General features: G+C 56.1%; 10 protein-coding genes. 5 read left to right on the top strand and 5 right to left on the bottom strand.

Annotated features, from left to right (window positions below):
• From VGC33_RS17200 to serC, 4 genes are all read right to left on the bottom strand, one after another.
• The coding region (locus VGC33_RS17200) for a S1 RNA-binding domain-containing protein (RefSeq protein ID WP_331121991.1) at positions 1-429 on the bottom strand (429 nt) is incomplete at its 3' end.
• A gap of 111 nt (positions 430-540) precedes the next feature.
• On the bottom strand, positions 541-1,224 hold the full coding sequence (gene cmk, locus VGC33_RS17195) for a (d)CMP kinase (protein WP_331121990.1): 684 nt from the start codon (positions 1,222-1,224) through the stop codon (positions 541-543).
• Positions 1,225-1,402: 178 nt separating this feature from the next.
• Positions 1,403-2,692: a 3-phosphoshikimate 1-carboxyvinyltransferase gene (gene aroA, locus VGC33_RS17190; protein ID WP_331121989.1), complete on the bottom strand. Its 1,290-nt coding sequence runs from the start codon at positions 2,690-2,692 to the stop codon at positions 1,403-1,405.
• A 141-nt stretch (positions 2,693-2,833) separates the two neighbouring features.
• Complete coding sequence (gene serC / locus VGC33_RS17185) at positions 2,834-3,919, bottom strand: 3-phosphoserine/phosphohydroxythreonine transaminase (RefSeq protein ID WP_331121988.1); 1,086 nt, start codon at positions 3,917-3,919, stop codon at positions 2,834-2,836.
• 246 nt (positions 3,920-4,165) lie between these two features.
• On the opposite strand from serC, the gene ycaO reads away from it, so the two are divergent.
• The 5 genes from ycaO to VGC33_RS17160 all read left to right on the top strand — a co-directional run bounded on the left by ycaO (position 4,166) and on the right by VGC33_RS17160 (position 12,439).
• Positions 4,166-5,929, top strand: coding sequence for a 30S ribosomal protein S12 methylthiotransferase accessory factor YcaO (gene ycaO / locus VGC33_RS17180; RefSeq protein WP_331121987.1), 1,764 nt, complete (start codon positions 4,166-4,168; stop codon positions 5,927-5,929).
• A 445-nt stretch (positions 5,930-6,374) separates the two neighbouring features.
• On the top strand, positions 6,375-7,232 hold the full coding sequence (gene focA, locus VGC33_RS17175; RefSeq protein ID WP_331121986.1) for a formate transporter FocA: 858 nt from the start codon (positions 6,375-6,377) through the stop codon (positions 7,230-7,232).
• 61 nt (positions 7,233-7,293) lie between these two features.
• Positions 7,294-9,576, top strand: a complete 2,283-nt coding sequence (pflB, locus tag VGC33_RS17170) for a formate C-acetyltransferase (RefSeq protein ID WP_331121985.1) — start codon at positions 7,294-7,296, stop codon at positions 9,574-9,576.
• An 82-nt stretch (positions 9,577-9,658) separates the two neighbouring features.
• On the top strand, positions 9,659-10,399 hold the full coding sequence (gene pflA, locus VGC33_RS17165) for a pyruvate formate lyase 1-activating protein (RefSeq protein WP_331121984.1): 741 nt from the start codon (positions 9,659-9,661) through the stop codon (positions 10,397-10,399).
• A gap of 294 nt (positions 10,400-10,693) precedes the next feature.
• The gene (locus VGC33_RS17160) at positions 10,694-12,439 is read left to right on the top strand and encodes an ABC transporter ATP-binding protein/permease (RefSeq protein ID WP_331121983.1); all 1,746 of its coding nucleotides are present in this window, start codon (positions 10,694-10,696) and stop codon (positions 12,437-12,439) included.
• 134 nt (positions 12,440-12,573) lie between these two features.
• Here the strand turns inward: VGC33_RS17160 and VGC33_RS17155 are convergent, their stop codons facing one another.
• Positions 12,574-13,719 carry an MFS transporter gene (locus VGC33_RS17155; protein WP_331121982.1) on the bottom strand — a complete coding sequence of 382 codons (1,146 nt, stop codon included), beginning with the start codon at positions 13,717-13,719 and terminating at the stop codon, positions 12,574-12,576.
• Positions 13,720-14,170: the final 451 nt, after the last annotated feature.

The following is a 14,170-nucleotide window of genomic DNA, read 5'->3' as shown; positions in this document are numbered from 1 at the left end:
ATCGCGTACCGGACGCACGTCAACCAGCGAACCCGGCAGGAACGCACGAATGCCGTTCAGTTCGACGGTGAAACCGCCCTTCACTTTGCCGTTGATGATGCCGGTAACGGTCGCGGCTTCTTCGTAGGCTTTTTCCAGCATTACCCAGGATTCATGGCGCTTGGCTTTTTCGCGAGACAGCAGGGTCTCACCGAAACCGTCTTCCACCGCGTCAAGCGCGACGTCGACCTGATCGCCAACCTTGATTTCCAGCTCGCCCTGGGCATTTTTAAACTGCTCGATAGGAATGGCGGATTCAGATTTCAGACCGGCGTCAACCAGCACTACGTCTTTATCAATGGAAACAACGGTACCACGCACGATCGAACCGGGACGGGTTTCGATTTCTTTCAGGGATTCTTCAAAGAGTTGAGCAAAAGATTCTGTCATATTTGATAATCTTCAGGTGTTTTTGATTAACGTCCATCCGGCATCCTGCTCGATGGGGTTGTTTTACACGCCCCATTGCCAGTCCCTGCAACGGGGTAATTGTTTCCAAGGCTACGGCAGCGCCAGTATTCGCCGTGAGTGCGCCAACGCCTGAGCTATCACTTCATCGATAGTCATGCGGGTGGAATCCAGTACCAGAGCATCTGATGCCGGAACCAGCGGCGCCACCGGGCGGTTCCTGTCGCGTTCGTCCCTTTCCTTTATCTCGGATAAAAGGCGTTCAAAGTTAACACTAAAGCCCTTTTCCTGCAACTGCCGCATGCGGCGGTGCGCTCTTTCTTCCGAGGACGCGTCGAGAAAAATCTTCACCGGCGCTTCCGCAAACACCACGGTGCCCATATCACGGCCGTCGGCAATCAGGCCGGGCGCCTCGCGAAATGCCCGTTGCCGGCGCAACAGCGCCTCGCGCACCCGGGGAAACGCGGCAATCTTGGACGCGGTGTTGCCCACATTCTCATTGCGGATTTCACCGCTGACATCCTCGCCCTCGAGGATAATTTCCAGTTCGCCCGCCTGTACCTTAAAACGCACGTCCAGATGCGCCGCCAGCGGCACCAGCGCTTCCTCCGCGTTGATATCGACCTGATGGTGCAACGCCGCCAGCGCCAGAACGCGATAAATGGCCCCTGAATCCAGCAGATGCCACCCTAATGCTTCCGCCAATGCTTTACACAGCGTGCCTTTCCCCGCACCGCTCGGTCCGTCGATGGTAATCACCGGGACTACTGCCGTCATTGTTTTCTCCTCTTAGCGGTATGATTCTGGTTCCATAATAATCAAAATTCTGTGATGCATTATACGCAACATAGGGAACAAAGGTTACCCTTCGGCGTCAGGAACATAAAATTAAGACATCTCCGGAGCGGTTTCATTCACCGGCGCCAGACCGCCGGTGAATGGGCGGGGAAACGGATTATGCCAGGGTGCTGATGGCGGCCAGCTGCCGGAAATAGTCCGGGAAGGTTTTATTGGTGCACGCCGGATCGAGGATGGTCACCGGCGTATCCGACAGCGCCACCAGGGAAAAGCACATCGCCATGCGGTGATCGTTATAGGTGCCGATGGCGGCGGATTTCAGCGCGGCGGGCGGCGTAATGGCGATAAAGTCCTCGCCTTCCACCACCTCGGCGCCCACTTTGCGCAGCTCGGCGGCCATGGCCGCCAGCCGGTCGGTTTCCTTGACGCGCCAGTTATGGATGTTGCGCAGGGTGGTGGTGCCGCCGCCGGCGAACAGCGCGGTGGTGGCGATGGTCATGGCGGCGTCGGGGATATGGTTCATATCCATATCGATGGCGCGCAGTTCGCCCCGGCTGCATTCGATAAAATCATCGCCCCAGCGGATGGTGGCGCCCATGCGCTCCAGGACGTCGGCAAAGCGGATGTCGCCCTGCACGCTGTTTTTACCGATGCCGGTAACCCGCACCGTGCCGCCGCGAATGGCCGCCGCCGCCAGGAAATACGAGGCGGAAGAGGCGTCGCCCTCCACCAGGTAGCCGCCCGGCGACCGGTAACCCTGCCCTCCCCGCAGGTAAAACACCCGGTAATCGTCATGGCGCACCCGCACGCCGAAGGTGGCCATCAGCGCCAGGGTAATATCAATATACGGCCTGGAAACCAGCTCGCCCTTAATACGAATGACGGTATCCCCGGCGGCCAGCGGCGCCGCCATCAGCAGGGCGGTGAGAAACTGGCTGGACACGCTGCCGTCAACGGCAATATCGCCGCCGCGAAAGCCGCCGCGCAGGCGCAGCGGCGGGTAATTTTCCTGTTCCAGGTAGTCCACTTCCGCCCCGCCCTGGCGCAGGGCATCCACCAGATGGCCGATAGGCCGCTCTTTCATGCGCGGCTCGCCGGTCAGGGTAATGTCATGCCGCCCCAGGCACAGCACGGCGGCCAGGGGCCGCATGGCGGTACCGGCGTTGCCGAGGAATAGCGTAAGCGGCGCCGGCGCGGTAAGGGCACCCCCCTGTCCGTCGATCTCGCAGGTCCGGCGGTCGGCGCTGAGCCGGCAGGGAACCCCGAGCGCGCCCAGGGCGTCGAGCATATGGCGCACATCGTCGCTGTCGAGCAGGTTGGTCAGCCGGGTGGTGCCCTCGGCCAGCGCCGCCAGCAGCAGCGCCCGGTTCGAGACGCTCTTCGAGCCGGGAAGATTAACGGTGCCGTGTATATGCGCCACCGGTTGTAGGGTCAGGGATTCCTGCATGTGCAGCTTGTTCTCCAGCAAATAAAACCAAACGATAACAAACAGCGACCCCGGCTTAACGCCGGGGCCACTGGCAAACGATTACCGGTAACGGCAAGTACAGGTAACGGCAAGGCTTGCCGTACCCGCAAAGGGGCGCAATCAGCCGTGACGCCGGGCGAATCCGTCCATAAAGGACACCAGCGCCTCAACGCCCGCCAGGGGCATGGCATTATACAGGGAGGCGCGCATTCCGCCCACCACGCGGTGGCCCTTGAGCGCATGCAGCCCCGCCGCGACGGACTCGTCAAGGAACAGTTTGTCCAACGCCGCGTCCGCCAGTAAAAAAGGCACGTTCATGCGCGAACGGTTGGCCGGGGCGACATCGTTGCGGTAGAAATCGCTTTGGTCGATGTAATGGTACAATGTGTCCGCCTTGGCCTGGTTGCGCTTGTCCATTTCAATCAGTCCGCCCTGCGCCTTGAGCCACTTGAACACCAGGCCGGACAGATACCAGGCGAAGGTGGGCGGCGTATTGAACATGGAGTCGTTTTCCGCCAGTACCTTATAATCCAGCACCGATGGCAGCTCGCGCCGCGCCCTGCCCAGCAGGTCGTCACGCACAATCACCAGCGTCAGGCCGGCCGGACCGATATTCTTCTGCGCCCCGGCATAGATCACGCCAAAACGGCTGACGTCCAGCGGTCGGGAGAGAATCGTGGAGGAGTAGTCGGCCACCACCACCCTATCGCCGAAATCCGGCAACTCATCGATAGCCAGGCCGTCGATGGTTTCGTTCGGGCAGTAGTGCACATAGGCGCTGTCGGCGGACAGGTTCCATTCGCCCATGGGCTTAAGCGCGCGCAGGCCGTCCAGCCTGGTCTTGACGTCGATAACCTTCGGGTCGCAATATTTCTGTGCTTCGCTGATGGCGCTGTGCGCCCAATAGCCGCCGTCGATATAGTCGGCGCTTGCGCCGGCGCCCAACAGATTGAGCGGCACGGCGGCAAACTGCGCCCGCGCGCCGCCATGGCAGAACAGCACCTTATAATTGTCCGGAATACTCAGCAGCTCGCGCAAATCCTGTTCGGATTCCTTGGCTACCTCGATAAATTCTTTACTGCGATGGCTGATTTCCATCACCGACGTACCCAGACCGTGCCAGTTGCATAGTTCCTGCTCCGCGCGCCGTAATACTTCCACCGGTATCATCGCCGGACCGGCGCTAAAATTAAACACCTGATTCATTTCCATCCACCACGTTGGCCAAAAAATTCGTCTTTACCCATTCTAACGTTTTTATCACTCGCATCGGGGCGTCGCAACGGTTATTGCTTATCCCGCGCAATTTCGATCCCTATCGCCGCGCCCGGCCGGGTGGCGAGCGGACGGACAAAACGGGCCGCCGCCCGCCGCACGATCGGGGGAATACGTGGAGGCGCGCAAGAAAACACCGTATTATGCGTCTTTCAAGACAATAAAAAGAGAACCTGCATGTCACAAACATTTATACCCGGCAAAGACGCCGCGCTGGAAGACTCCATCGCCCGCTTCTACCAGCAGCTCGGCGCGCTGGGATTTAATATTGAAGAGGCGTCCTGGCTAAACCCCGTACCGCATGTATGGTCGGTGCATATTCGCGATCGCGACTGTCCGCTGTGTTTTACCAACGGCAAGGGGGCCAGCAAAAAAGCCGCGCTGGCCTCGGCGCTGGGCGAATATTTCGAGCGTTTATCCACCAACTATTTTTTTGCCGATTTTTATCTCGGCGCCAGCATCGCCAAGGGCGATTTCGTCCACTATCCCAACGAGAAGTGGTTCGCGCCGCCCGCCGACGGCGGCTTGCCGTCTGGCATGCTCGACGAGGGCCTGCGGGCATTTTACGATCCGCAGCGGGAACTGACCGCGGCCGCGCTGGTGGATCTGCAATCGGGCAATGCCGCGCGCGGCATCTGCGCCCTGCCGTTTGAACGCCAGTCCGACCGGCAGACGGTGTATATCCCGATGAATATTATCGGCAATCTCTATGTATCCAACGGCATGTCCGCGGGCAACACCGCCAATGAAGCCCGGGTCCAGGCGTTATCGGAGGTGTTCGAGCGGCATATCAAGAACCGGATCATCGCCGAATCCATAAGCCTGCCGGCTATTCCGCCGGCGGTTATGGCCCGTTATCCCGGCGTGGTCGAAGCCATCGCCCGTCTGGAAGAGGAAGGTTTCCCGATTTTTGCCTATGACGCGTCGCTGGGCGGACTGTATCCGGTGATTTGCGTGGTGCTGTTTAACCCCGCCAACGGCACCTGTTTTGCCTCTTTTGGCGCGCATCCGGATTTCGGCGTGGCGCTGGAGCGCACGGTAACCGAATTATTGCAGGGCCGCAGCCTGAAGGATCTGGATGTGTTCACGCCGCCGACCTTTGACGATGAGGAAGTGGCGGAGCAAACCAATCTGGAAACCCATTTTATCGATTCCAGCGGCCTGATTTCCTGGGATCTGTTTAAACAGGATGCCGATTACGACTTTGCCGATTGGGACTTCAGCGGCAACACCGGCGACGAATTCACCACCCTGATGGGCATCTTCCGGCACCTGCGCGCGGAAGTCTACATTGCCGATTATGAGCATCTGGACGTTTATGCCTGCCGTATCCTGGTGCCCGGCATGTCGGATATCTATCCGGTGGAAGATTTGCTGCTGGCCAATAACACCATGGCCGCCCATCTGCGCGAGACGCTGATAAGCCTGCCCGGCAGCCGCTGGCCAAAGCAGCGCTATCTGGCCCTGATAGAGCGGCTGGACGACGAAGGACTGGACGATTTCACCCGCGTCAGGGAACTGCTGGGGCTGGCGACCGGCAGGGACAACGGCTGGTTTACCCTGCGGGTGGGCGAGCTGAAGGTCATGCTGGCGCTGGCGGGCGGCGACCTGGAACAGGCGTTGATGTGGACCGAATGGACCCGGGACTTCAACGCGTCGGTTTTTACCCCGGAGCGCGAGAATTATTATCGCTGCCTGCATAACCTGCTGTTGCTGACCCAGGAACCGGATCGCGAGCCGGAGCAGTATTTTACCGCCTTTGCCCATATGTACGGCCAGGCCGCCCTTGAAAGCGCACAGGCGGCGTTATCGGGAGAAAACTGCTTTTACGGATTATTCGATATCGATAACGATTTGCATAGTCTTCCCGCCCATCGCGCGCTGCTCGCCGCCTATGAAAAATTGCAGGCGGCCAAACGCCGTTATTGGTCCCGGGCATAACTATCCGGCGGCGGCGCGCCTGACCCCGGCCCGCGCTACGGCCGGGGCGGAGATAACCCTGCTAATTTTGTGGTTTGCGCGTATAATAAACAAATGAAAAAAAGGAAACGGCGCAGGACTTTTCAAGACTGCCGACGTTTCCTATTAAGCGCTAGTGTTTCATAAAGGTAAATTACCGCGGAATATTCACCGTAGATGAAACAAATTAACCACATTAATCCCTATTGCATAACGCGCCAAAATGCACAAAAAATGTGGTCTTCAAATATTTACGTAATAATTAAAATATATTTTCCAGATATTTTTCAATAACATACATTAAAACACGCTGTCTTCGTTGCCTGTCAAGCGGGATTAAGTTTGGGCCATTATGATCTACATCAATTTTTGCTCTATACTCGTTTGTTAGAATTAGGTCGTTAATTAATCCAACGAGAGAGTTTGTGTGAAGTCTGACAACCCTTTTGACCTGAAACTACCCGATGCCATGGCGAAAGTTGCTGAAGAGGCCGGTGTCTATAAAGCAACCAAGCAACCGTCAAAAACGTTTTTTCTGGCCATTACCGCCGGCGTTTTTATTTCCATCGCTTTCGCATTCTATATCACAGCAACCACCGGTGCCGGCACCATGCCTTACGGCATATCCAAACTTATCGGTGGGATTTGTTTTTCGCTGGGGCTGATGCTGGTGGTGGTGTGCGGCGCCGACCTGTTCACCTCGACGGTGCTTATCATGGTGGCGAAAGCCAGCGGACGCATTACCTGGGGTCAGTTGGTTCGTAACTGGATTAACGTCTATATCGGCAACCTGTTCGGCGCGTTGTTTTTTGTCGCCCTGATCTGGTTTTCCGGTGAGCATATGGTGGCAAACGGCGCCTGGGGCCTCAATGTGCTGCAGACCGCCGATCATAAAATGCACCATACGTTTATTGAAGCGGTGTGTCTGGGCATTCTGGCTAACCTGATGGTCTGCCTGGCGGTGTGGATGAGTTATTCCGGCCGCAGCCTGACGGATAAAATGTTCGCCATGATTTTTCCGGTCGCGATGTTCGTTGCCAGCGGTTTTGAGCATAGCATCGCCAATATGTTTATGATCCCGCTGGGCATTGTTATCAAGGATTTCGCAGCGCCGGAATTCTGGCAGGCCGTTGGGATGGCACCTGAACAGTTTTCACATCTGACCATTAGCAACTTTATCATCGATAACCTGATACCGGTCACCATCGGTAACATTATCGGCGGGGGCTTACTGGTAGGATTGACGTACTGGATGATTTATCTGCGCGGTGGCCACCAGCACTAATCTGCTGGCGTCCATCGTAAAGCCGGGTTTTAAGAAATCCACAAAAGAAGGTAGGTATACAATGACCGATCTGAACACAAAATTAGCCACTGCTTGGGAAGGTTTTAGCAAAGGCGACTGGCAGAATGAAGTCAATGTTCGTGACTTTATCCAGAAGAACTATACCCCCTATGAAGGCAATGAAGCCTTCCTGGCAGGCGCTACCTCCGCCACCACAGAACTGTGGGGCAAGGTTATGGAAGGCATCAAGACCGAAAACCGCACCCATGCGCCGGTTGATTTTGATACGGATGTTGCCTCCACCATTACCTCCCATGACGCCGGCTATATCGCCAAAGGCCTGGAAAAAGTCGTCGGCCTGCAAACCGACGCGCCGTTGAAACGTGGTCTGATTCCGTTCGGCGGCATCAAGATGGTTGAAAGCTCCTGCAAAGCGTATGACCGCGAGCTGGATCCGGAAATCAAGAAAATCTTTACCGAATACCGCAAGACCCATAACCAGGGCGTGTTCGATGTCTATACTCCGGACATCCTGAAATGCCGCAAAACCGGCGCCCTGACCGGTCTGCCCGATGCCTATGGCCGTGGCCGCATCATCGGCGATTACCGTCGTATCGCCCTGTACGGCATCGACTACCTGATGAAAGACAAATTCGCCCAGTTCACCTCTTTGCAAAGCAAAATGGAAAACGGCGAAGATCTGGAAGCGACCATCCGTCTGCGTGAAGAAATCGCCGAACAACATCGCGCCCTGGCGCAGATCAAGGAAATGGCCGCCAAATACGGTTGCGACATCTCCGTTCCGGCAACCACCGCGCAGGAAGCCGTGCAGTGGACCTACTTCGGCTACCTGGCCGCGGTGAAATCCCAGAACGGCGCCGCCATGTCCTTCGGTCGTACCTCCACGTTCCTTGATATCTTTATCGAACGCGACCTGAAAGCCGGCAAAATCACTGAAGAACAGGCACAGGAATTGATTGACCATCTGGTCATGAAACTGCGCATGGTACGTTTCCTGCGTACGCCTGAATATGATGAACTGTTCTCGGGCGACCCGATTTGGGCAACTGAATCCCTGGGCGGCATGGGCGTTGACGGACGTACCCTGGTATCCAAAACCAGCTTCCGTTTCCTGAATACCCTATACACCATGGGACCGGCGCCGGAACCGAACATGACCATCCTGTGGTCGGAAAAACTGCCGATCAGCTGGAAGAAATTCACCGCCAAGGTGTCTATCGATACCTCTTCGGTACAGTATGAAAACGATGACCTGATGCGTCCGGATTTCAACAACGACGATTACGCCATTGCCTGTTGCGTCAGCCCGATGGTTGTCGGTAAACAAATGCAGTTCTTCGGCGCCCGCGCCAACCTGGCTAAAATGGTGCTGTACGCAATCAACGGCGGCATGGACGAAAAAGCCAAAATCCAGGTCGGCCCGAAAACCGCGCCGATCATGGATGCCGTACTGGACTATGATACCGTGCTGAGCAGCATGGACCACTTCATGGACTGGCTGGCCAAGCAGTATGTCACCGCGCTGAACGTCATCCACTATATGCATGACAAATACAGCTACGAAGCCGCGCTGATGGCGCTGCACGACCGCGACGTATACCGTACCATGGCCTGTGGCATCGCCGGCTTGTCCGTTGCCGCCGACTCCCTGTCCGCCATCAAGTACGCCAAGGTTAAGCCTGTTCGTGATGCCGACGGCATGGCCGTTGACTTTGAAATCGAAGGCGAATACCCGCAGTTCGGTAACAATGACTCACGCGTCGATGATATCGCCTGCGACCTGGTTGAACGTTTCATGAAGAAAATCCAGAAACTGCCGACCTACCGTAACGCGGTACCGACCCAGTCGATTCTGACCATTACTTCCAACGTGGTATATGGCAAGAAGACCGGTAACACTCCTGATGGACGTCGTTCAGGCGCGCCGTTCGGACCGGGCGCCAACCCGATGCACGGCCGTGACCAGAAAGGCGCCGTCGCCTCCCTGACCTCGGTCGCCAAACTGCCGTTTGCCTACGCGAAAGACGGTATTTCCTACACCTTCTCCATCGTGCCTAAAGCATTGGGTAAAGATGAAGATGTGCGCAGGGCCAACCTGGCGGGCCTGATGGATGGTTATTTCCATCATGAAGCCGGCGTCGAAGGCGGTCAGCATCTGAACGTCAACGTGATGAACCGTGAAATGCTGGTGCAGGCCATGGAACATCCGGAAGATTACCCTAACCTGACCATCCGTGTGTCCGGTTATGCGGTACGCTTCAACTCATTGACCAAAGAACAGCAGAAGGACGTCATTACCCGTACCTTCACCGCGTCAATGTAATTTCCCTCACCGTCTGAAAAGGCGTAAAATAAAGGCTCCACGTAAGTGGGGCCTTTTTTAATTAAATGGAGAACACCCCGCAATGTCAGTACTTGGTCGAATCCATTCGTTTGAATCCTGTGGTACCGTCGACGGCCCCGGCATTCGTTTTATTATTTTTTTCCAGGGCTGCCTGATGCGGTGTCTCTACTGCCATAACCGGGATACGTGGGATACCCATGCCGGCAAGGAAATCACGGTAGAAGAAATCATGAAGGAAACGGTGACCTACCGGCATTTCATGAATGCGTCCGGCGGCGGCGTCACCGCCTCGGGCGGCGAGGCCATATTGCAGGCGGAATTCGTGCGCGACTGGTTTCGCGCCTGCCATGCCGAAGGCATTACCACCTGCCTGGACACCAATGGCTATGTCCGGCGCTACGATCCGGTGATTGACGAACTGCTGGACGTCACCGATCTGGTGATGCTGGACATCAAAGAGATGAATGACGATATCCATCAAAACCTGGTGGGAGTCTCCAACCATCGCACGCTGGATTTTGCCCGTTATCTGCAAAAGATCAACAAGCGGACCTGGCTGCGTTATGTGGTGGTGCCGGGCTGGTCGGATGACGATAAATCCGTGCATATGCTGGGCGAATTTACCAAGGATATGGCGAATATCGAAAAAATCGAGCTGCTGCCCTACCACGAGTTGGGTAAGCATAAATGGATTGCCATGGGCGAAGAGTACAAGCTTGACGGTGTAAAACCCCCGTCAACGGAAATCATGGAACGCGTAAAGGATATCCTGGCCGGCTACGGCCATAAGGTGATGTACTGACGCCTGAAGTCCCCGCACAACCCGCTGACGGCCGGTCAGCGCCCCACCCCGCCGGTAAACCTGGCCGTCGGCCGCCCCCCGGCCGCCTTTTACCGTTACCGCATCGGGCCAGGCCCGCATTGCGGCAAGACGCGTTTGCTTAATTTATTACAAATCACGCTTATGTAAATCCGTCCGCCGCCGCGACAGGAGTTGTTACACCTTTAATTACTACTGAGGCTCATTATTTTTATGAGAACCGGCGTCATATGCCGTATTATTCTTTTTTAATCAAAAGAAAACTATACGTTAACTATGAAAGCAATACCCATAAAAGCCGCGCGCTGGCATGACATCTGGCAGTTGATAAAGCCGTTTTGGCGTTCTGAGGAAAAATGGCGAGCCTGGGGTATGCTGGCGGTTATCGTTATCCTCTCATTGTCCACGGTGTATATCAGCGTACTGTTCAATGAATGGAACCGGGTATTTTATGATGCGTTGCAAAACAAAAATTTTGCGGTGTTCAAAAGCCAGCTTGTCAGGTTCACCTGGCTGGCGCTGATATTTATCCTGATTTCCATCTATAAAATTTACCTCACCCAGGGGCTGCAAATGTATTGGCGGCGCTGGATGACCCGGCAATATATGGATAAATGGCTGCACCACCACGCCTATTACCATACCGAGCAACAGCAGACCGTCGACAACCCGGATCAGCGTATCGCCGAGGACCTCAACGCGCTCACCAGCGGCACGCTGTCCCTGGCCCTGGGGTTGCTCTCGAGCGTGGTGACCTTTGTTTCCTTTATATCCATTTTATGGTCGGTGAGCGGACCGCTGTCCTTTACGCTGAGCGGGCATCTTTTTACCGTGCCGGGTTATATGGTATGGTTCGCCATATTATATGCCGGGCTGGGATCGCTGGTGATCTGGTTTGTCGGCAGGCCGCTGGTGCGTTTGGGTTTTCAACAGGAAAAATTTGAGGCTAATTTCCGTTTTGGCCTGATTCGCATTCGCGAAAATAATGACGCCATTGCCCTTTACCAGGGCGAACCGCGGGAAGCCAAACTGCTGGACAACAAGTTTGAGGCCATCCGCGCCAACTGGTGGTCCATTATGCGCGTCAGCCGGCGGCTGAATGTGGCCAGTAATTTCTACGGTCAGTTCGCCATTATTTTCCCGATCCTGGTGGCGGCGCCGCGTTATTTTTCCGGCGCCATCCAGCTCGGCACGCTGATGCAGATTTCATCGGCGTTTGGTGAAATCCAGGGCTCGCTGTCATGGTTTATCGACGCATTTAATCAATTGGCCAACTGGAAAGCCTGTATAAACCGTTTGGCGGGGTTCAACGCCGCCGTGGAGCGCCACAGCAGCCAGAAGACGGCGATTACCCGCGGCGGCACGGTGGATACCGCCCTGGCGCTGACCGATCTCGAATTAACCATCCCCTCCGGCCGCATCCTGTTTCAGGGCGCCACGCAGTCCATCGCTCCCGGTGAACGGGTACTGATCGCCGGTCCGTCGGGCTGCGGTAAATCCACCCTGCTGCGGGCCATTGCCGGCATCTGGCCTTACGGCAACGGGGGCATCGGCCTCCAGGCCGGCAAAAAAGTGCTGTTTTTACCGCAGCGCAGCTATATCCCGATCGGCAATCTGCTGGAGGCGCTATGTTATCCAGAAGCGCCGGACCACTTTACCGAGGAACAGATGCGCTCAATGCTGGATCTTTGCCGTCTGGGGCATTTGCAGCCGATGCTGCACCAAGAAGCCAACTGGAGCCATTGGCTGTCGCCCGGCGAGCAGCAGCGGCTGGCGTTTGCCCGCGCGTTGCTGATAAAACCCGATATCCTGTTCCTCGATGAAGCCACCAGCGCGCTGGACGATGAGAATGAACAATTGATGTACCGCCTGCTGACGGAACGGCTTGCGGGCATTACGCTGGTCAGCGTAGCCCACCGTAACAGCGTGGCACGCTACCATACCCGCTGCTGGCGCTTTGAGCGCGGCGAGGATATGGACAGCGCGGTGCTTAATCTGAGCCCATTGCCGCAGGGCAATTAATTGGGAAGGCGCGAATTAGGGCCTTTAGTCTGTTGACACATCGATAAGGTTTCGCTCGCCGGCGGCTTGCGGCGGGTTATTTGTCACGCCGCCAGGGCAACGAACTCAAGCCCCCAAATAGAGCCATGTCCTACTCAGGCCGTCGCCACCGGGGTTTGATGGTGATCCGGTTTGCGTAGCAACATCGCCAGGTAAACCAGCGCCACCAGCGCGATCATCACAAACAGCAGGCGGTCGGAGTAGCGCTGCATCAGCAGCGCGGTGGCGCTGGGCCCCAGCAGGCTGCCCACCGTGTAGCTCAGCAGCAACGCCTGATTCATCGCCACCAGCTCATCCGGGCCGACCTTTTCGCAGGCCCAGGACATCGCCACCGGATAGAGGGTAAAACCCGAGCAGCCAAGCAGGAACAGCGCCGGCGCCATGGCCGCGTGGCTGAGCATCGACAGGCTGCCGATAATGACCATAAATACCTGCACCCGCAGCATCATCAGGCGGCCATAGCGATCCGCCAGGCGGCCGATGGGCCATTGACCGAGGATACCCGCGCTGACCAGCAGCGCCATCCAATAACCCACGTTGCCGTCGCTGAGTCCCTGATGGGAGAGGAAAAGCGGCAGCAGCCCGTAAAGCGACCCCAATACCACGCCTGATATGACGCAGCCGTTGACCCCTAAGCGGGCGTTACGACGGCGCAGCATCGGCCAGATGGCGACCCGCGGAGCCGCCATGCCCTGCCCGTCGATACGGTTGAACAAGAGCGGCAACACCGCCGCGATAGTCAACGTGGCCACCCAGGGCAATACCGTCATCAAGGCGGTGGTAACGCCGCTGAGCAGCAGTTGGCCGATCACCGTGCCCAGGTAATACACCATCATATACGCCGCCAGCAGTTGTCCGCGGGTCTGCAGGGTGCCGCTGCGCATCAGGGCGCTTTCCACCACCACCCAGATAAGCGCACAGGCGACGCCCGCCACGAACCTGAACAGCACCCAGCTGTTAAAGCCGATGGACAGCCCCAGTCCCAAGGTCGCGACGGCGAACAGCAGGCAGGAATAGTGATAACTGCGGTTGAAACCCACCGTTTTGATCAGCGCCCCCGCCAGCAGGGTGCCTACCAGGTTACCGGTAAAGTAGGAAGATCCGACCAGCCCGATTTGCCAGGTGGGCATGGCTTCGTGGGACAGCCACAAAGGCACCAGGGTATTCAAAACCGCGATGGAAATGGTCAACGACAGCAGGCCGGTGAGTAACATTACCACCGGACGGGAATAGACGGACATGATAGGTAAACCGGAGTCAACGCGCAGGAATTGCGCGCATGATGCCACCACGGTAAAAAAAGTCAATCAGGCTAAATTACCGCAAGCATTTTTTGATAATTTTAACCGTCTCCGAAGATAGACCTTTACACTTTGCAGTAAATGACTAAGAAAGCTGAATTGGCAAAATTACATAAGATACAATCAAAAACTTAGAAAACATTTTACCCAACTGTCACCTTTAAGTAGCTCACCACCGGGTGAACAGCTGTTGATATCCAACTATTATTTATTGAAGCTGCAGTTTGCAAGCATGGTTGATTCTGCATCAGGCGCGGCGCCACCATGTTCTGAAATAGTGTATTTAACCGAAGAAATACATACTATTTAAAAATGACTTTATAATAATTGCAATATAGAATTGGAGACCACACAATTAAAAATAAATATTTATTATTTCGTTCATTTCAAT

It is taken from the genome of Acerihabitans sp., from assembly GCF_036398755.1.
Classification (GTDB): Bacteria; Pseudomonadota; Gammaproteobacteria; order Enterobacterales; family Enterobacteriaceae; genus Acerihabitans.
The sequence above is the reverse complement of the archived record's forward strand: the minus strand, read 5'-3'. Positions and strand labels throughout refer to the sequence as shown.